Annotated in this window: 20 protein-coding genes; 7 read left to right on the top strand and 13 right to left on the bottom strand. The window is 67.7% G+C overall.

The window, feature by feature from the left end; genetic code table 11:
• Positions 1–112: 112 nt before the first annotated feature.
• Positions 113–952, bottom strand: coding sequence for a dienelactone hydrolase family protein (locus tag IG04_RS0124495; RefSeq protein ID WP_030479046.1), 840 nt, complete (start codon positions 950–952; stop codon positions 113–115).
• Positions 953–1,193: 241 nt separating this feature from the next.
• On the opposite strand from IG04_RS0124495, the gene IG04_RS0124500 reads away from it, so the two are divergent.
• From IG04_RS0124500 to IG04_RS0124510, 3 genes are all read left to right on the top strand, one after another.
• Positions 1,194–3,131, top strand: coding sequence for an endo-beta-N-acetylglucosaminidase (locus IG04_RS0124500; RefSeq protein WP_051770566.1), 1,938 nt, complete (start codon positions 1,194–1,196; stop codon positions 3,129–3,131).
• Between the two features lie 95 nt (positions 3,132–3,226).
• A complete protein-coding gene (locus IG04_RS0124505) occupies positions 3,227–4,063 on the top strand; it encodes a DUF1996 domain-containing protein (protein WP_063758306.1) in 837 nt (278 codons plus the stop codon).
• 2 nt (positions 4,064–4,065) lie between these two features.
• On the top strand, positions 4,066–4,527 hold the full coding sequence (locus IG04_RS0124510) for a hypothetical protein (RefSeq protein WP_030479049.1): 462 nt from the start codon (positions 4,066–4,068) through the stop codon (positions 4,525–4,527).
• On the opposite strand, the gene IG04_RS0124515 is transcribed toward IG04_RS0124510, so the two are convergent.
• The 3 genes from IG04_RS0124515 to IG04_RS0124525 are packed head-to-tail and all read right to left on the bottom strand — an operon-like array spanning position 4,528 to position 6,427.
• Complete coding sequence (locus IG04_RS0124515) at positions 4,528–5,187, bottom strand: hypothetical protein (RefSeq protein ID WP_030479050.1); 660 nt, start codon at positions 5,185–5,187, stop codon at positions 4,528–4,530.
• On the bottom strand, positions 5,184–6,059 hold the full coding sequence (locus IG04_RS0124520) for an ATP-binding cassette domain-containing protein (RefSeq protein WP_030479051.1): 876 nt from the start codon (positions 6,057–6,059) through the stop codon (positions 5,184–5,186). The genes IG04_RS0124515 and IG04_RS0124520 overlap by 4 nt, the downstream gene beginning before the upstream one ends.
• Positions 6,059–6,427, bottom strand: a complete 369-nt coding sequence (locus tag IG04_RS0124525; protein WP_030479052.1) for a GntR family transcriptional regulator — start codon at positions 6,425–6,427, stop codon at positions 6,059–6,061. The genes IG04_RS0124520 and IG04_RS0124525 overlap by 1 nt, the downstream gene beginning before the upstream one ends.
• Positions 6,428–6,491: 64 nt before the next feature.
• Between IG04_RS0124525 and IG04_RS0124530 the strand changes: the two genes are divergently transcribed.
• Positions 6,492–7,310, top strand: coding sequence for a DMT family protein (locus tag IG04_RS0124530; RefSeq protein WP_051770568.1), 819 nt, complete (start codon positions 6,492–6,494; stop codon positions 7,308–7,310).
• A complete protein-coding gene (locus tag IG04_RS0124535) occupies positions 7,307–7,984 on the top strand; it encodes an SDR family oxidoreductase (protein ID WP_030479054.1) in 678 nt (225 codons plus the stop codon). Before IG04_RS0124530 ends, IG04_RS0124535 begins: the two co-directional genes overlap by 4 nt.
• Positions 7,985–7,988: 4 nt before the next feature.
• On the opposite strand, the gene IG04_RS0124540 is transcribed toward IG04_RS0124535, so the two are convergent.
• From IG04_RS0124540 to IG04_RS0124575, 8 genes are all read right to left on the bottom strand, one after another.
• Positions 7,989–8,183, bottom strand: a complete 195-nt coding sequence (locus IG04_RS0124540; protein ID WP_030479055.1) for an MbtH family protein — start codon at positions 8,181–8,183, stop codon at positions 7,989–7,991.
• Positions 8,184–8,204: 21 nt separating this feature from the next.
• Positions 8,205–9,455 carry a lysine N(6)-hydroxylase/L-ornithine N(5)-oxygenase family protein gene (locus tag IG04_RS0124545; RefSeq protein ID WP_030479056.1) on the bottom strand — a complete coding sequence of 417 codons (1,251 nt, stop codon included), beginning with the start codon at positions 9,453–9,455 and terminating at the stop codon, positions 8,205–8,207.
• Positions 9,456–9,608: 153 nt separating this feature from the next.
• Positions 9,609–10,565 carry an ABC transporter ATP-binding protein gene (locus tag IG04_RS0124550; protein WP_030479057.1) on the bottom strand — a complete coding sequence of 319 codons (957 nt, stop codon included), beginning with the start codon at positions 10,563–10,565 and terminating at the stop codon, positions 9,609–9,611.
• Positions 10,562–11,380: an ABC transporter permease gene (locus IG04_RS0124555; RefSeq protein ID WP_084401063.1), complete on the bottom strand. Its 819-nt coding sequence runs from the start codon at positions 11,378–11,380 to the stop codon at positions 10,562–10,564. The genes IG04_RS0124550 and IG04_RS0124555 overlap by 4 nt, the downstream gene beginning before the upstream one ends.
• A 7-nt stretch (positions 11,381–11,387) precedes the next feature.
• Positions 11,388–12,368 (bottom strand): ABC transporter permease, encoded by a 981-nt coding sequence (locus IG04_RS0124560; protein WP_030479059.1) that lies wholly within the window; start codon positions 12,366–12,368, stop codon positions 11,388–11,390.
• On the bottom strand, positions 12,365–13,285 hold the full coding sequence (locus IG04_RS48985) for an ABC transporter ATP-binding protein (RefSeq protein ID WP_030479060.1): 921 nt from the start codon (positions 13,283–13,285) through the stop codon (positions 12,365–12,367). The genes IG04_RS0124560 and IG04_RS48985 overlap by 4 nt, the downstream gene beginning before the upstream one ends.
• A complete protein-coding gene (locus IG04_RS0124570; RefSeq protein WP_030479061.1) occupies positions 13,285–14,928 on the bottom strand; it encodes an ABC transporter substrate-binding protein in 1,644 nt (547 codons plus the stop codon). The genes IG04_RS48985 and IG04_RS0124570 overlap by 1 nt, the downstream gene beginning before the upstream one ends.
• Positions 14,929–15,043: 115 nt before the next feature.
• On the bottom strand, positions 15,044–16,039 hold the full coding sequence (locus IG04_RS0124575; RefSeq protein WP_030479062.1) for a LacI family DNA-binding transcriptional regulator: 996 nt from the start codon (positions 16,037–16,039) through the stop codon (positions 15,044–15,046).
• A 264-nt stretch (positions 16,040–16,303) separates the two neighbouring features.
• On the opposite strand from IG04_RS0124575, the gene IG04_RS0124580 reads away from it, so the two are divergent.
• Entirely contained in the window at positions 16,304–16,843 is a 540-nt protein-coding gene (locus IG04_RS0124580; protein WP_144065291.1) for an MOSC domain-containing protein, read from the top strand.
• A gap of 274 nt (positions 16,844–17,117) precedes the next feature.
• Here the strand turns inward: IG04_RS0124580 and IG04_RS0124585 are convergent, their stop codons facing one another.
• Positions 17,118–17,855: an alpha/beta fold hydrolase gene (locus tag IG04_RS0124585; protein WP_030479064.1), complete on the bottom strand. Its 738-nt coding sequence runs from the start codon at positions 17,853–17,855 to the stop codon at positions 17,118–17,120.
• Positions 17,856–18,000: 145 nt separating this feature from the next.
• Here IG04_RS0124585 and IG04_RS0124590 point away from each other — a divergent pair, with 145 nt between their 5' ends.
• Positions 18,001–18,933 carry an anti-sigma factor RsbA family regulatory protein gene (locus tag IG04_RS0124590; RefSeq protein WP_245816059.1) on the top strand — a complete coding sequence of 311 codons (933 nt, stop codon included), beginning with the start codon at positions 18,001–18,003 and terminating at the stop codon, positions 18,931–18,933.
• The last annotated feature ends 28 nt before the right edge of the window (positions 18,934–18,961 follow it).

The following is an 18,961-nucleotide window of genomic DNA, read 5'->3' on the forward strand; positions in this document are numbered from 1 at the left end:
ATTCTGGTCAGCCCTTGAAGCCGCCCCGGCGGTCGCTTGGGCAACTCCCGGCCTGTACTGGTTACTCGTTCAAAACACTGTTACTCGTTCAAAACACAGGCCCTTCGCTTTTTCAGGCGTGCGGGCAGGTGTCCCGGTAGGCGCTGATCAGCGTGTTCGGTGCGGGTGCCGGACACAGGAACTGGTCGTAGCGCACGTCGTCATCGACGAACCGCTTGAGCCACGACAGCGTGTACTTCCGCACGGTCACGTTGTCGCTGCGAGGCGCCGAGTGGTCACCACCGCGCAGTTCGAGGAACGCCTTGTCCGGCGCGGCCGTGATCGAGTTGTAGAACGGCGTGGAGTGCTGCGAGTTGGGTGCGGTGGGGTCGTTCTGGCCGCCGAGCACCAGGGTCGGCACCTGGACCGTCGACCAGTTCTTGGTGGTGTGCCAGCCGGCCATCGGGATCGAGGCCTGCAGGGCGGGACGGGTCGCGGAGGCGCGCAGCGCTCCCCCGCCGCCCATGGAGTGGCCCATCACGGCGAGGCGCGAGGCGTCGACGCGGGGGTTGGTGCGGACCACGTAGTCGAGCGCCGCGAGCAGCTGACGGCCGCGGCTGTCCGGGTCGTCGAAGCCGGACAGGGTGTTGATGGTGATCACCACGAACCCGTAGGACGCCAGTCGCGGGCCGAAGTGCGCGACCGAGGTCTGGGTGGCGGTGAAGCCGGGTGAGACGGCGACAGCGCCGAACGTGAGATCGCTGGTCGGGGTGTAGACCGTGCCGCCGCCGAAGTTCGACTGGCGGGCGACGGCAGCGGACGTCACGGCGAACGTGCCCCGGGAGGACTCGACCGACGCGACCGTGGGCGCGGGACCGCGTTCGTAGGGGTTGGCCGCCGCTGTGGCGACGGCGGGGGCGGTGGCTGGGATCAGCGCCAGGACCAGCGCCGCAAGCATGGGTTTGATGCGCACGACGAAGACACCTCGAGTGGTTGCAGGGGAACCAGAAGCGACGGCGAGCCACACGCTACCGCCCAGTAGCCTCCCTGGGATTCGGCCACATGGATGGTTACGGGGACGTTTCGACGCTGTTCGACAGAATGTTCCCCTGGACCGGCTCGTCACCCAGCGCAGCGGACCGGGACGTTGTCGTCCTGTCCAGTCACCGCAGCGGCGGTATGCGGCGAATCAGACGGCCCACGAGGGTGATCCCGTGCCCACTCGGAGACAGTTCCTCGTTCTGAGCTCCACAGCAGCACTCACCGGTCTGCTGTCCGAGACTCCCGCGTCCGCAGCCGATGTCGCGCAGCCGTACGCGTCCTACTGGCATCCGGCCACGATCCTCGACTGGGATCCCTCGACCGACCGGGACGCGAGGTACAACCGCAGCGCGGTCCCGCTCGCGAAACGCGTCGTCCCGGCCAGACCGGCCAACGCGCACGCCCACCCGAACGAGGCCCGAGTGCAGGCCCTGGTGGCCTACGCGCCCACGAGCGGCAACCCGGCGCAGGGCGCGCTCGACATGAACTACTACGCCACGAACTACTGGCAGTACATCGACGAACTGGTGTTCTGGGGCGGTTCGGCGTCCGAGGGCCTGATCCTCGCGCCGAACCCGACCGTCACCGACGCCGCGCACCGCAACGGCGTGCGCGTGATCGGCAACGTGTTCCTGCCGCCGACGGCGTACGGCGGCCAGCTCCAGTGGGTCCGCGACTTCGTCCGGCGCGAGGGCGACAGGTTCCCGGTGGCGGACAAGATGATCCAGGTCGCACGGCACTACGGCTTCGACGGCTGGTTCCTCAACCAGGAGACGGCCGGCGGCAACACCCAGCTCGCGAACGACATGCGCGACTTCATCGTGTACATGAAGATGTCCGGGTTGCGGGTCATCTGGTACGACGCGATGACCGACAGCGGCAGCGTCAGCTGGCAGAACGCCCTGACCGCGCGCAACCGGATGTTCTTCGAGCAGTCCGACGAGATGTTCCTGAACTTCTGGTGGAGCACGCAGGGACTCGCGAACTCCGCCGCGCTCGCCCGGCAGATGGGCCGCAGCCCGTACGACCTGGCGTCCGGTGTGGACGTCGAGTCCAACGGTTACAACACCAGCGTCGGCTGGAGCTCGATCTTCCCCGAGGACAAGCCGCACGTGACGTCGCTCGGCTTCTACCGTCCGGAATGGACGTTCAAGTCGGCCACGAGCCCCGCCGACTTCTACGCCCGTGACAACAGGTTCTGGGTCGGCCCGAACGGTGATCCGGCGAACACCACGACGACGGCGAACTGGAAGGGCGTCGCCCACTACGTCACCGAGCTGACCCCGATCACATCGCTGCCGTTCGTCACGAACTTCAACACCGGGCACGGCAGGAAGTTCGCCGTCGACGGCACCGTCCGTTCGGCGCAGGCCTGGAACAACCTGTCGCTGCAGGACGTCCTGCCGACCTGGCGGTGGAGCGTCACGGGCACCGGCACGAAGGTCACGCCGTCGCTCGACTGGGACGACCCGTACGACGGCGGCACCGCGCTGAAGATCACCGGCACGCCGCAGTCCGCCAACGACGTCCGGCTGTTCGCGACGTCGCTGAAGCTGACCGGCGGCAGCCAGTTCGAGGTCGTGCACCGCACCGGCACCGGTCCGTCACGCCTGCAGGCGGTCCTGCGGTTCGGCACGACCGAACGCGTCCTGGACCTCGGCGGTGTCAGCGGTGCGTGGCGGCGCAGCGTGTTCCCGCTGGGCGAGCACTCCGGCGCGACGCTCACGGAGATCTCCCTGCGGGTCCTGCCCGGAGCCGCGCTCACCGCGTTCATCGGCCGGATCGGTGTCACGAACCCGGTCATGACTCCCCCGGCGGCACCGTCGGGCCTTCAGGTCGAGCAGGTGAGCCGCACCGACGCCACGACGGTGTCGGCACGGCTCACCTGGACGCGCTCACCCGGTGCTATCCGGCAGTACCGGGTCTACCAGCGGACCGGTTCCGAGCGGATCTTCCTCGGCGGCACGGCGAACGACGCGTACTTCGTGCCGGCGATCCCGCTGAACACCGGCGAGACCGCGCAGGTCGAGGTCGAGGCGGTCAGCGAGGCGTTCGACGTCTCGCCGCCCGCGAGCTGTGTCATTTCCCTTGAAGAAAACCGGTACTTCTGAACATTTCTTGCGGATTGACGGCCGATTACGGACTGCGTCATGCTCGACAAGCGTGAGAGCGCTCTCCCAATCCTGCTGCGGAGAGGAAAGCTTCAATGAGGAAGCCCTTGTTCCACATCGCCGCCGTCATCGGGCTGATAGCCACCGCGCTCAGCATTCCCGGTGCGGCACAAGGAGAACCAGTCCGCGTGGCCGAGTTCCTCGCGGAGTGCCCGATCAGCCACCGGCTGGCGGACGACCCGATCGTCCTGCCGAACCTGGCCGGCGCCTCGCACTTCCACGACTTCTTCGGCAACCACTCGACGAACGCCCGTTCCACCCAGCAGTCGCTGGAGGGCCAGAGCGGCAACTGCAACCCGGCCTCGGACATCTCGTCGTACTGGGTGCCGACGCTGTACCGGAACAACACCGCGATCGCCCCCACCGGCGTCACGTTCTACTACCTCGGTGAGGGCGTGAACAACCCGGCGGCGATCCAGCCCACGCCGTACGGGCTGAAGATCGTGGCGGGCAACGCGAAGGCCACCGGCGATGCCGACAGCATCGCGCGCTGGTCCTGCCTGCACGCCGGGCACGTCAACCCGTCCAAGAACTTCGTGACCTGCCCGGCGGGCACGATGCTCGAGACGTACCTGGACTTCCCGCAGTGCTGGGACGGCCGCAACCTCGACTCGACCGACCACAAGTCCCACATGTCGTACCCGGTCGCGGGCGGCTGCCCGTCGAGCCACCCCGTCTCGGTGCCGAAGCTGCGCATGGTGCTGCGGTATCCGGTCAACGGCAGCACGGCCGGACTGCGACTGGCTTCCGGTACCGGGCAGACGATGCACGGTGACTTCTTCAACGTGTGGCCGCGCGCCGAGATGGAGCGCCGCGTCCGCAACTGTCTCAACGTGGTGATCAAGTGCGACCACAACGGCAACCACGGATGACAATGCTCCTGCTGGCAGGTCTTCTCGCGGCCTGCCAGCAGGCTCCACCCCTACCCTCTCCGTCATCGACTCCAGAGAACGGTTACGGCGCAACGGAACGAGCGTTCGTCGAGCTCGCAATCGCGACCGACGAGCAGGCGCTCAAGCTGCTCGACCTCACGGACTCCGCCGAACTCAGGGAGAACCGGAACATCGAGCTCACCGAACTGAGGAAGCTGCTCGACGCGCCGTACGTGAACAACCACGCCGGGCACGACATGCCGGGCATGCCGACGGACGCCGAGATCCAGCTCGCCTCCACGAACCCGGACGCGCTGAAGCAGTTCGTGCGCGCGCACCTCACGGAGTCGTTGGAGGTGCTGAAGTCGGCAGGCTCGGCGATCACCCACCCGCCGACCGCCGAGGTGGTCAAGCTGATGGAACGCCACCGCACGGCGGAACTGGTGGGGCAGGACGGCGGCTGATCAGGTGGTGCGCAGGCGCACCGGCATGTCCCGGGCGATCGCCCACGTGCAGGCGAGCGCGACCAGGAACGCCGCCAGCGACACCAGGTGCCAGCCGGCACCCAGGTACGACGGGACGTTGCGGATGAACGGCAGGTTGCCCGATCCGGGGATCCGCGCGGTCGTGACCGCCACCAGCACAACGCCGATCGGCACCGAGAAGATGCCACCCGCGCCGAACCTGTCGAACGCCGCCGCGCAGAACATGCCGACCGCACACCACACCAGGAACATCAGGAAGTACGCCTGCGGCAAGCCGTGCTCGTCCGCACGCCAGTCCATCAGCGAGTAGATACCGCCCTCGACGAGGAATCCCAGCCAGGCGACCAGCGTCATCAGGAGCGCAAGCACAACGGTGAACCCGGATGCCCCCGCGAGGAACTCCCGGCGCGTCCGGCCGTGAGCAACGGCGATCGGCAGCATGTTGTGGATGACATAGATGCCGATCCAGAACAGGAACCAGCGCGCGATCTGCGACGTCACGACGTTCCATCCGCTGATCTCGATGCCCCGGAAGGCCGAGACCGCGAACGTGACCACGAGGACGAACACGAAGGCGCCTGCCGCGACCATCGCGCAGAAGATGAGCAGTGAGGCGTTCAGGTGACGGAAGATCTTCACCGCTTCCCTCCGACCGGTTCGGTGAGGTGGACGAACAGGTCCTGCAGGGCGATCGGGCCGAGCTCCAGCCCGAGCTGGCGGGCGCGGACCAGTTGCTCGTCCTCCAGCGCGCCGTAGACCATCGCGGCCTTGGTGCGGCCCAGCGACTTCTCACTCAGGACGGTCAGTCCGGCCGTGAACTCGTCGACGTCGGAGGCGTTGCCGGTGACCTCGGTACCGCGCGAGCGCAGCACGTCGGCCTCCTCCTGCAGCACCAGCCGGCCGTCGTCGATGATCAGCACCTCCTCCAGCAACGAGGAGAGCTCCTCGATCAGGTGCGTGGAGATGACGATCGTGCGCGGGTGCTCCATGAAGTCGTGGAGCAGCGCGTCATAGAAGGCGTACCGGGTCGGCGTGTCCATGCCGAGGTGCGACTCGTCCAGCATCGTCAGCGGCGAACGGCTGGCGAGGCCGATGACGACGCCGAGCGCCGACCGCTGGCCGAGCGACAGTTCGCCGACCTTGGTCTTCAGGCCGATCTTGAACAGGTCGGCGAGCTTCAGCGCGTAGTCGTTGTCCCAGGTGTCGCGCCACGCGGCGCCGTGGTCCAGGACGTAGGCGACCTTGTCGCCCTTGTCCGCGGCGTCGGCGGTGTGGCGGACCAGGCACACCCGGCGCATCGCGGCGGCGTTCTCGAAGACCGGCAGGCCGTCGAGCTGAACGGATCCTGAAGGCTTGCGGTAGCCCGCCAGCGCCGACATCAGGCTGGTCTTGCCGGAGCCGTTGCGGCCGAGCAGCCCGTAGATCTTGTTGCCGGACAAGGAGAAGCTCATGTCGTTGATGGCCGTCACGTCGCCGTAGCGCACCGTCAGGCCCTGCACGTCGACCCGCATCACACGCCCCCGTTGTTCTCGTGCTGTTCGATCCGGCGGATGACGTCGGCGAGCGGAATGCCGATGGCGAGCGCCTCCGCGACCATCGGGTCCACGACCTCGCCGAAGAAGTTCTCCCGCCCCTGTGCCCGCAGCATGTCGCGAGCCCGAGCGCTCACGAACATCCCGATCCCCCTCTTCTTGTAGAGCACCTGTTCGTCCACGAGCTGCTGAAAGGCCTTCGCCGCGGTGGCCGGGTTGATCCGGTAGTAGGAGGCGTACTGGTTGGTCGACATGACCTGCTCGTCCGCCTTCAACGCCCCGCTGAGCACGTCCGCCTTGATCCGGTCGGCGATCTGCCGGTAGATCGGGCTCCGGTCGTCGAACATCGCTAGTTCCTTGGTTCGTTACTCATGTAATGAACCATAGCAGTGGCGGCGTAGCATTGGCCACGTGGTCGGGGTCGCGATCTTGTGCGCGGTACTCGCGGCCGGGTGCAGCGCACTCGGCGCGATGTGGCAGCACGCCGGTGTCCGTGAGACAGGCGATCTGAAGCTGACTTCCGCACTCCAACTCGTGCGGTCCCGCCGCTGGGTCCAGGGGTTCCTGGTGCTCTTCGCGTGCGCGGTCCTGCAGGTCGTCGCGCTGTCACTGGCCCCGGTCTCGGTCGTCGCCCCGCTGAACGCGCTGGCCATCCCGATCATCGCGGTGTGCCGCGCGCGACGGCTGTCCGGTCTGCTCGCCGTCGCCGTGCTCGTCGCGACGGCGGGCATCGTCGTGTTCGTGTCCATCACGGCGGGCGAGGCGGTGCCGACCGAGGTGTCGCCGAAGGTCGCGCTGCACGCCGGGCAACTCGTCGTCGCGGGCGTACTTGTGTGCGTCGTGGCCGCCACTTTCACCGTGGGCGCCGTCCGGGCCCTGGCGCTCTCCGTGGGCGCCGGGATCGCGTACGGGCTCGTCGCCGTGCTGGTCAGGGACGTCACGACCGGGCTTCCCGTGATCGAGTGGTTCTCGCTCGGCGGGCTCGCCGCCGCCTTCCTGACCGGGGCGTGGTTCATCCAGCTCGGGTACTCCGCCGGGCCGCCGGATCTCGTCGTGGCCGGGCAGACGGTCGTGAACCCGATCGTCGCGGCGTGGATCGGCATCAAGCTGCTCGGCGAGGGCACGGGCATGAGCGGGCTGGCGCAGGCGGGTCTGGTGGTGAGCGCGGTCGCCGCGGTGTCGGGCACCGTCGTGCTGGCCTACTACCACCGTGTCAGAGTGACGGCATGACCTTCGTCGTCACAGGTGGCAGCGGATCACTGGGCAGGCACGTCGTCGCAGCGTTGCCGGGCGCACGGTCGGTTTCGCGTTCGAGCGGCACGGATCTGTTGCGCGGCACGGGTTTGGGAGCCCTCAGGGCGGACGTGGTCGTGCACTGCGCGACGTCGTTCCGGCACGAGGTGCGGATGGTGCGGACCATGCTGGCCTCGAAGCCCGCGCACCTGGTCTACATCTCTATCGTCGGCTGCCACGAGGTACCGCTCCCCTATTACAGGCAGAAGCTCGCCGCCGAACGGGTGATCATCGATTCCGGTGTGCCGCACACGATCCTGCGGGCCACGCAGTTCCACTCGTTGCTGCGCAAGATGTTCGACAGCACTTCGAAGCTGCCGTTGATGCTCGTGCCGGGGTTCCGGTTCCAGCCGGTCGACGAGGCCGAGGTGGGCCTGGAGCTGGCGGCGCTGGCACAGGCGCCGCCGGCGGGCAAGGCACCCGAGATGGGCGGGCCGGAGATCCGTGAAGCCGTCGACTTCGCACGGATGTACCTGGCCGCCACGGGAAAGAAGCGCACGCTCGTGCCGTTGAAGGTGCCTGGAGCGACCTACCGCGCCTACCGCGCGGGCGGGAACTTGACTCCCGGCCGCGCGGTGGGCGTGCGAACGTTCGAGGACTACCTCGGCTGACTGCTTACCGGATGGACAGCGGGCGCAGGTCCGTCCAGTTCTCCTCGACGTAGGCCAGGCAGGCCTCGCGGCTCTCCTCGCCGAAGACCTTGGTCCACCCGGCGGGCACCTCCGCGAACACCGGCCACAGCGAGTGCTGCTGCTCTTCGTTGACGAGCACGAAGAAACGGCCCTGCGGGTCCTCGAACGGGTTGGTCATGACAGGTCCTTCCTGGTGGAACTACTTGACTGCCTGGAGCTTCGGTTCTGCCTGCTGCTGCGCGACCCGCCGCAGCACCGAGTCGAGGATTTCACCGACGCGCACGGCCGTGTTCGACAGCAGCGACGACGTGATGCCGTGCGTGTGTTCGGTGCCGCCCTGCAGGTAGATGCCACCGCGCAGGCCGTCGTCCGTGACGACGCGGTAGTCGCGGGTCACCTTCAGCCGGCCGATGTCGTCGCGTTCGCAGTGGCCGGCGAGGTCGCCGAGCAGCCTGAGCGGGTTCGCGGGCCGGTAGCCCGTCGCGTAGACGATCACGTCGGCATCGATCGGCAGCCGGCCGCCGTCGGCGAGCGACTCGACCACGCACTTGCCGTCGGTCGTCACGTCGGTGAGCTTGGAGGTGTTGTGCAGCAACAACCTCTGCCTGCCGACGACCTTCTCGCGGTACACCCGGCGGTAGAGTTCCTCGATCAGGTCGCCGTCGACCACGCCGTAGTTCGTGTTGGCGTGGTAGCCCATGAGCCTGCGCTTGACCTCTTCCGGCGCGGCGTAGAAGTCGTCCACGGCGGCGGGGTCGAAGATCCGGTTCGCGAACGAGCTGTCGTCGGCGGGGCTGTAGCCGTAGCGCGCGAAGACGCCGTGCACCTCGGCCTGCGGGAACCGGTCGTGGAAGAAGGCCACGGCCTCGGCGGCACTCTGGCCGGCGCCGACCACGACGACCTGGCGCGGGTCCTTCAGCGTGTCGACGCGGGTCAGCAGGTCCTTGTTGTGCCAGATCCGGTCGCTCGGCTCGATGCCGTCCGGCAGGTTGGCCTCGAGGCCGGTCGCCAGCACCAGGTTGCGCGTCCTGACCTGCTGCCCGGCGGCGGTGAACTCGAAGCCGTCGTCGACCGCCCGGACCTGGGAGACCTCCGCGCCGTACGACACGTGGTGCCCGACCCGTTCCGCGGCCCACTCGAAGTAGTCGTGGAACTCCTTGCGCAGCGGAAAGAGGTTCTTGTGGTTGACGAAGTCGATCAACCGGCCGCGGTCGCGCAGGTAGCACAGGAAGCTGAAACCGCTGGTGGGATTGCGCAGCGTGACAAGATCCTTGAGGAACGACACCTGCATCGTGGCGTCCTCCAGCAACATCCCCCGATGCCAGCCGAAGCAGGGCTGCCTCTCGAAGAAGCGGGCCCTGACAGGCAGCGCGTGTTCCTCCACGGCGATCGCGAGAGCGAGGTTGGACGGCCCGAAGCCTATTCCGGCCAGGTCTAACACCGGTTCCATCGCGATCCTCTCCTGGCACTCCACGGCGGCGTAAAGTAACCCTAACTTAACTAAGGTATGCCTTAGCTAGTGCTTTTGGGCGTGATCTACACCGCTGGAGCGCCGTTCGACCCGGGATCGAGCACGACCACACGTGCGTTCGACACCGTCACCTCAGACGCGCACGTCCTCCAACCAGCACGCCACGCGGCGGCTCGCCTCGACGGACTCCAGCGACGGCATCCGCTCGCCGCACACGTCCATCGCGGACGGGCACCGCGGGTGGAACGGGCAGCCCGACGGCATCGAGCGCAGGTCCGGGGGCGAGCCCGGAATGCCCTTCAGCTCACGACGCGGGCCGCGCAACGCCGGGAACGACCCCAGCAGGCCCTGGCTGTACGGGTGCTTGGCGGCGCGGTAGATCTCGCTCGCCGGCGCCTCCTCGACCACGCGCCCGCCGTACATGATCGCGATGCGGTCGGAGAACTCGACCAGCAGCGAGATGTCGTGGGTGATGAAGACGACCGAGAAGCCGAGCGTCTCGCGCAGCCGCATCATCTGGCCGAGGATCTGCCGCTGCACCACCACGTCGAGTGCGGTGGTCGGCTCGTCCATGATGACGATCTCGGGTTCCAGCGCGAGCGCCATCGCGATCATCACGCGCTGCCGCATGCCGCCGGAGAGCTGGTGCGGGTACGACGACAGCCGGTCGGTCGGGATGCCGACCAGCGACAGCAGCTCGCGGCCGCGGGCGGTCCGCTGCGGGCGCTTCATCTGCGGCCGGTGCGTGCGCAGCACGTCGTCGATCTGCGCGCCGACCGAGATCACCGGGTTCAGGGCGTTCATCGCGCCCTGGAACACGATCGCGATCTCGTTCCATCGCAGTACCTGCAACTGCTTGTCGGTCAGCGACAGCAGGTCCTGGCCCTTGAACAGCACCTCACCGGACGGCACCTTGCCCGGCGTCTGCAGCAGCCGGGTCGCGGCATAGGCCAAAGTGGACTTGCCGCTGCCGCTCTCCCCTGCCAGACCGAGCACCTCGCCCGCGTTCAGCGTCAGCGAGACGTTGTGCACGGCTCGCAGGTTGCCGTAGTCGACCGAGAGATCGCGGATCTCCAGCACCGGGCTCATGCGCGCACCTTCCGCAGGCGGGGATTCGCGTACTCGTCGATCCCGAAGTTGATCAGGGCCAGCGCCGTGCCCAGCAACGCGATGCACAGGCCGGCGGGGACGAACCACCACCACGCGCCCAGGCCGAGCGCCTGGTTGCTCTGCGCCCAGAACAGGATCGTGCCCCAGTTCCAGGTCGACAGCGAGATCACGCCGACGAACGACAGGGTGATCTGCAGCATGACCGCGAAGATCACCGTCCCGACGAAGCCGGAGCCGATCACGGCCAGCAGGTTCGGCAGCACCTCGAACACGATGATGCGCCAGGTCCGTTCTCCGGACGCCCGCGCGGCCTCCACGAAGTCCCTGCGCCGCAACGACATCGTCTGCGCGCGCAGAATTCGCGCGCCCCACGCCCATGCGGTCAGGCTGATCACCGCCGCGATCAGCACCGTGTCCGCCGACGGCAGCATCGAGGCCACGATGATGATCAGCGGCAACGCCGGGATCACCAGGAAGATGTTGGACAGCATGGACAACGCCTCGTCGGCCGCGCCGCCGAGGAACCCGGCGGTCACCCCGACCAGGATCGACAGGAAGGTCGCGAGCACGCCGCACACCAGCCCGACGACCATCACTCCCCTGGTGCCCACGAGCACCTGGGAGAAGATGTCCTGCCCGGTCATGGTCGTGCCGAACCAGTGCGCGCCCGAAGGCGGCGACAGCAGGTCGTCGCTCATCGCGGACGGGTCGTACGGCGCGATCCACTCGCCGATCACCGCGATCAGCGCGAAGAAGGCCAGGATGCCGAGGCCCAGCTTGGTCTTGAAGTTCATCGGAGAATCAGCCCTCCCGCCGCGTGCGCGGATCCAGCAGCAGGTAGCCGATGTCCGCGAGCAGGTTCGCCACCAGCACCGCCAGCGTGATCACCAGGAACACGCCCTGCATCAACGGGTAGTCCTTCGCACCGATGCCCTGGAACAGCACGTAACCGAGGCCTGGGTAGGAGAACACCATCTCGACCAGCAGGGCGCCGCCGACGATGAAACCCAGCGACAGCGCGAAACCGGAGATCGACGGCAGCACGGCGTTGCGTGCCGCGTAGGCGAACATGATCCGCTTCTGCGTGAGGCCCTTGGCCCGCGCGACGAGCACGTAGTCCTCCGCGGTCACGGTCACCATCATGTTGCGCATGCCGAGGATCCAGCCGGCCACCGAGCTCACGATGATCGTGATGCCGGGCAGCACGGCGTGCTCCAGGACACTGCCGATGAACTCGCCGGAGAACTCCGGCACGAGGCCCGGCGCGTAGCCGCCGGACGCCGGGAACAGCGGCCACGTCACGGAGAACAACGAGATCGCGATCAGCCCAAGCCAGAAGTACGGGATGGACGACAGGAACGTCGTGATCGGGATGAGGTTGTCCATCCACGAACCGCGCTTCCACCCCGCGTAGACACCCAGCAGGGTGCCGAGCAGGAACGCGATGACCGTGGTGACGCCGACCAGTCCGAGCGTCCACGGCATCGACTGCGAGAGCACGTCGGCGACCGGCGTCGGGAAGAACGTGAACGACAGCCCGAGGTCGCCCTGCACCAGGGAACCCCAGTAGTCGACGTACTGCTCCCAGATCGACTTGTTCTTGTCGAGTCCGAAGAGGACGTACAGCGACGCCATCGCGTCGCTGTTCAGCCGCCCGCCGAGCTTGGTGATCATCGCCTGCACCGGGTCGCCCGGAAGCAGGCGCGGCAGCAGGAAGTTCGCCGTGATGGCCGCCCACAGGGTGACCAGGTAGAACAGCGCACGGCGGAGCAGGAACGTCATGCCGCCGCCTCCACGTACAACCAGCAGGCCGCCCAGTGCCCGCAGGAGTCGACCTCGGTGCGCGGTGGTGCCTCGCTCCAGCAGCGGGACTGCACCTTCGGGCAGCGCGGCGCGAACTGGCAGCCGGTGGAGACCTCGGCGGTCTCCTCCAGCGGTGCGTCCAGCGCGACCACCGACCGTTCCGGGTCGGGCGCCGACTCGATCAGCAGCTGCGTGTACGGGTGAGCGGGCCGCTGCGTCACGGACTCGCTGTCGCCGCCCTCGACGATCTGCCCGCCGTACATCACGAACGTCTCGTCCGCGAAGTAGCGCGCCGACGCGATGTCGTGGGTGATGTAGAGGACCGCGAGCTTCAGCCGTTCCTTGAGGTCCAGCAACAGGTTAAGCACGCCGAGCCGGATGGAGACGTCCAGCATGGACACCGGCTCGTCGGCGAGCAGCACCTCGGGGTTCGCGGCGAGCGCCCGTGCGATCGCGACGCGCTGCCGCTGACCGCCCGACAGTTCGTGCGGGTACCGCGCGGCGAAGTCCGGCGGGAGGTTCACCCGCTGCAGCAGTTCCTCCACCGTCTCCGTCCGCTTGTGGATCTTCAGCGGCCGGGTCAGGTGGTAGCGGATCGTGTGGACGGGGTTGAGGGACGCGAAAGGGTCCTGGAACACCATCTGGACCTTGCGCCGGTACTCCCGGACCCTGCGCACCTTCTCGCCGTCCAGCAGGATCTCGCCGGAGGTGGGTTCCACGAGCCGCGCGAGCAGCTTCGCCACCGTCGACTTGCCTGATCCGGATTCGCCGACGAGGGCGGTCACGCGCCCGCGGCGCAGGACGATGGAGACGTCCTGCACCGCGCGCACGCGCTTGTAGGTCTTGACCAGACCTTTCGCTTCAAGCGCTGCCTCAAAATAAGGCACTGTGTTCATCAAGACCCCGCGGGCTTCAGCTTCATGACGATCTGCAGGGCGTTCGGCAGGGTGGCCTGCGGCGGACCGTACGGGTCCTCCTCGGTCGGCCAGCCGACCCAGTTCTTCGTGCTGTACTCCGCACCGATCGGACCGGCGGAGGTCGGGATCATGGGGACCTGCTCGACCATGATCTTCTGCAGCACCGCGAGGGCCTTGGCCCGCGCCGCGTCGTCCGGCGCGTTCGCGTACTCGGCCAGCGCCGCGGTCGCCTCGGGGTTGTTGTACCGGCCGAAGTTCACCGCAGCGGTCTGCCCCATCGGCTTGATCTCCGCGCCGTCCATGATGTTCTGGTACATCTCGTACGGCGTCGCGCCGGTGTTGGTCCAGCGCAGCGAGCCCTGGAACGAGCCGTTCGCGAAGTCGGTCGTCCACGAGTCCGCGGTCTGCGTGCGCACGGTCGCCTCGATGCCGATCTTCTTCAGGTCGCCCTTGATGATGTCGAGGACCGTCAGGTAGTCCGACCAGCCGGACGGGTTCGTGAGCTCGATGGTGACCGGCTTGCCGCCGGGCGCCTTGAGCACGTCGCCCTCCAGCTTGAAGCCGGCGGCCGTGAGCTTCTGCTTCGCCCCGTCGACGTCGATCTTGAACTTCGCGTCCTTGTACTCGGGCGCGAGGAAGGAGTCACCGGCGGGCAACGGCATGCCGGTCTTCGACTCGAGCTTCGGGAACAGGCGGGCCTCACCCTTGACGAAGATCGCCTCGCGGTCGATCACGTCGCTCATCGCGGACCGCAGCGCGGCGTTGTCGAACGGCGCCACCGTCGTGTTCAGCCACAGGCCGTGGATGCCGAGACCCGCCGGGAACCAGAGCTTGTGGTTCGCCGGGTCCTTGTCGACATACAGCTTCTGGTAGTCCGGGATGAAGACGTAGGACCACTGGGTCGCACCCGACGCCAGCGCGGTGGTCTGCGCCGTGTTGTCGTTGTACGAGGTGTACTGGATCTCCGGGACCTTGGGCAGTTCCTGCCAGTACTCGGCACGCCGCGCGATCGTGACGGTCTGCGAGGTGAACGACTTCAGCTCGTACGGACCGGTGCCGACGGGCTTCGGGTTCGTGTAGGTCGTCGGGTCCGGGATGGTGCTCCACACGTGCTGCGGAATCACCATCGCGCTGATGACCTTGTTGCGGTTCACGAACTGCGGGCTCGCGAACGCGACCTCGACCTTGCCGTCCGGCGTGGCCGTGGCGGTCTCGACCTTGAGCGAGTCGCGGTTGTTGAGCGCCGGCCACTTCTTGAGGATCTCGTACGAGAAGGCAACGTCAGCGGCCGTGAGCGGCTTGCCGTCGGACCACTTCACGTTCTCCCGGATCGTGAAGGTGACCTTCTTGTAGTCAGGCGTCCAGTCCCACTTCGTGGCGAGCCACGGCACCGGATCCTGGGCCGGGCGCGTGTTGTTCACGAACGCCAGCGGCTCGTAGATCTGGTAGCGGTAGCCGAGCGATCCCGCCGCCGACGTGGGCAGGAACGGGTTGTGGTTCTCGGTCAGTGGCCCGTTGGGCATGCCCACGGTCAGCACTCCGGCGGCCTTGGTGGCGCCACCAGAGGAGCAACCGGTCGCCGCGAGCGCCAGTGCCAACGCGACGATGACTGTTCTGCGCATGGGGGAATCTCCCGATACGACGGAGCATGAGAGCGCTCTCTCATGCGTACGGCGAACTAGCCAGGCCGCATGCGGTGGCCTGGCCGGTCCGTTCAGTTGTGGTGGAGCGGGTGGGTCAGGGCGCGGATTCGCGCACGATCAACGAGGTCGGCAGCACCAGCGGGTGGTCGGGCATCGGCTGTCCCTCGAGCGTGGAGAGCAGCATCCGCGCGGCGGCGGCACCCATCTCCTGTGCCGGCTGGCGGATCGTCGTCAGCCGAGGTTCGGTGTGTCCCGCGACCGGGACGTCGTCGAAGCCGACCACCGACACGTCGCCGGGGACGGTCCTGCCGGATTCCCGCAGCGCCCGCAGCACTCCGACCGCCGAAAGGTCGTTCTGCGCGAACACGGCGTCGAACGGGATTCCACTCGCGACGAGCTTGTCCACGGCGACTTCACCACCTTCCGTGGTGAAGTCGCCGTCGACGACGAGGTCCGGGTGCAGCGTCAGGCCCGCTTCCGCCAAAGCGAGCCGGAACCCGTCCAGCCTCGCCTGAGTGCACCCGAAGTGCGGTGGTCCGGTGACGACGGCGAACCTGCGGCGGCCTGCCGCGACGAGATGCCTCGCGACATCCGCGCCTCCCTGCCGGTTCGTCGTCGTCACCGAGGGGAACTCCGGGTGCGAGCCGCGATCGTCGATCATGACGACCGGCAGGCCCGCCCGGTAGAGCGTGGAGATGTAGTGCAGGGCGTCCGGGGGCTCGACGACCAGCAGGCCGTCGAAAGCGTTGGCGGACACGTGGTTCGCGAACTGGTTCAGCGACTCGGGCCCGCGGTTCAGCGTGTAGAGCAGCAGCCCGTAACCGTCGGCTTCGAGCGTGTCGACGATGCCCTGCAGGACCTCACCCATCCACGGCCAGGTGAGCGACGGCGCGAGCAACGCGACGGTGCGGGTACGACCCCGGGCAAGGCCGACGGCGCGGGCGCTGGGCACGTACCCGATCTCGTCGATGACCTTACGAACACGCTGCGCGGTAGAGGCGTCCACGTCCGGCTTGCCGTTCAGCACACGTGACACGGTCGCTTTGGACACCTGGGCGCGTTGGGCGACCTCTGCGATCGTGACACGCATGCCGAACTTCCTTCCGCCGCCTCCTGAAACCGGTTTCGGTACCGGTTCCGACGAGGTGTGACGGAGTCAACAGCCTGACCTCAGGATCAGTCAAGAGTCTTGCCGGAAGTTCGTGAGAGCGTTTCCACGGCCCGGCGCATCGGCGCAGGTAGAACACTGTCGAGTGGCACGAATTGAATCACCTTGATCGATTCGTCCTTCCGTGTTCCCTTGCGCCGAACGGAGTATCCGTCGCGTCTCAACTGATCGTGCACAATGGAGCTCATGGGGGTTGTCACAGCGGTCAGCCGCAACGAGGAGTACACGTTCACCAAGCCCGTGCGCGAGAGCATCACTTTGCTCGCCGGACTCGGTGTCGAGGGCGACGTCCACCAGGGCGTCACGGTCAAACACCGATCACGGGTCGCACAGGACCCGACCCAGCCGAACCTGCGCCAGGTCCACCTGATGCACGCCGAACTCTTCGACGAACTGCACGACAAGGGCTTCTCCGTGGCCCCGGGCGAAATCGGCGAGAACATCACGACGCGGGGCATCGACCTGCTCGCCCTGCCCACCGGAACGTTGCTCCACCTCGGCCCGGAGGCCGTCGTCGAGGTGACCGGCCTGCGCAACCCGTGCGTGCAGATCGACGCCTTCTCGAAGGGCCTGCTCAAGGAGGTCGTGGCCAAGGGCGCGGACGGTGAACTCATCCGGCGCGCGGGCATCATGTCGGTCGTGCTGACGGGTGGCGTGGTCCGCCCCGGCGACGAGATCCGCGTCGAACTGCCCGCGGAACCGCACCGCCCCCTGGCAAAGGTCTAGCCCGGCCACCGCAACAGGCCCCGCGCGGTGCCAACCGGCGCCCGCCCTCGCAAGGCAACCACGTACGAAGCCCTGGCGTGGCGATGCGAAGCGAGCCGTCTGAACCTAGGGCGCGGGGTAGCGGTTCGGGCCCTTCAAGCCCCAATCGCAACCCCGCGCAGTTCCGTCACGACCTGACGGACCACCCTCGCAAGGCGACCTCTCGCACGGAACGCGACCAACCCCGCTGGAACCGGCGCCAGCCAACGCAAGCCGACCCGCACGCCCACCCCAGCTACCCGTTGCCAAAGTGATCATCAAGGATCACCGAGATCGTCCGAGGCGCCTCGACCACCGCCAGATGCGCCGCATCCCCCACCACGTAAAGCTCAGAATCCGGCAACTCATCCGCGATGTACCGCACCAACTCGGTAGGCGTCGCATGATCCTGAGCCGCCGCGATCACCACGGTGGGCACGTCGATCTTCACCAGATCCGGCCGCAGATCCATCCCGCGAACGGCCTCGACACAGGCGAGATAGGTCGGCGGGTCGACCTTCAGCAACTCCGCACGGAAGCGCTGGACGACGGCCGGCGCGCAGGCCGGCGTGAACCACAGCGACACCACCGTGTCGGCGACCGCCTCCATCCCCCGCGAGCGCACCAGCGAGATCCGCTCGTCCAGCCGGGCCTTGTCCGGAACCCACGCGGTGGTGCACACGAGCGCCAGCCGGGAGATCCGGTCGGTGTGCGCGGCCAGCCACATCCCGACCATGCCCCCGAGGGACACGCCGCAGTAGTACACCTGCTGCAACCCCAGGTGGTCCAACAGTTCCACGACGTCGCCCGCCAGGTCCTCGATCGAGCACGGCCCGGCGACCGGTGCGCTGGCACCGTGGCCGCGGTGGTCGAAACGCAACACCCGGAACGGCAGGGAGAACTCGCGCCACAGTTCGGTGGTCGTGCCCAGTGCGTTGCCGAGCACCAGCACCGGTGCGTCCTCCGGCCCGGTCAGCGTGTGGTGAACGAGCACGGCGCCACCTCCTAGCGAGACCCCGACAACCGGGAGTCTGCCTGGGGTGTTCGTCGCTCGCACGGCGAATCCCGCCTGCGGCCCGTGCTCGCCGACAACCACCGACCTGGCCCCCGCCGAAACGCTGTTACGAGGAGCAGAATGGGTGCCGCTCGCAGCCACCGACCTCACCGGGAAGCCGATGAACTCCATTGCCCCGTTCGCGCACGAAGCCCTGTTCTACCGGGACGAGGACACCTTCCTCTCCGGTACGGCGAGATTCGTGACGGACGGTGTCGACAGAGGCGAGCCGGTGCTGGTCGCGGTGCCCGAGGCGGGCATCGCCCGGCTGCGCGAACGGCTCGGCGACGCGGCGGAGCAGGTGCACTTCATCGACATGAGCGAGGCCGGCCGCAACCCGGGCCGGATCATCCCCGGTGTGCTGATGGCGTTCAGCGCGAGCACGCAACTGCGGTTCCGCATAGTCGGCGAGCCGATCTGGCCCGGCCGCACCGAACTGGAGTACCCGGCGTGCGTGCAGCACGAGGCGTTGATCAACACAGCGTTCGAGGGGCGGCCGGGCATCATCCTGTGCCCGTACGACGCGGCGGCACTGCCCGGCCACATGCTGGAGGACGCGCTGCGCACCCATCCCGTGGTGATCGAGGGCGGGCGACGCGTGGCGAGCAAGTGGTACACGGAGGCCACCGCGCTGGCCGACATCTACAACGTGCCGTTGCCGCCTCCGCCCGCGGACGCCGAGGAGCACGTGTTCTCCGTCGGCACGCTCGCGCACATGCGCAACCTCGTGTCGGCGTACGCGCACTGGCTGCGCCGCGAACAGGTCGAGGACCTGGTGCTCGCGGTGAACGAGCTCACGACGAACAGCATCCTGCACGCGTCGGGCCGCGGGGTGCTGCGGCTGTGGCGGGAGGGCGGCACCGTCGTGTGCGAGGTGAGCGACACGGGCGCCGGCTTCCCGCCGTCGTTCACCGGCCTGTCCGGCTTCGGGATCGTGATGGTGAACCTGCTGTGTGACCTGGTTCGCACCCACACGAGTCACAGCGGTACCACCGTTCGAGTGTACTTGGGGCGGTAGGGAGTCACCGCCATCTCATCGCAATGCG

It is taken from the genome of Lentzea albidocapillata (genome assembly GCF_000719115.1).
Lineage (GTDB): Bacteria > Actinomycetota > Actinomycetes > Mycobacteriales > Pseudonocardiaceae > Lentzea > Lentzea albidocapillata.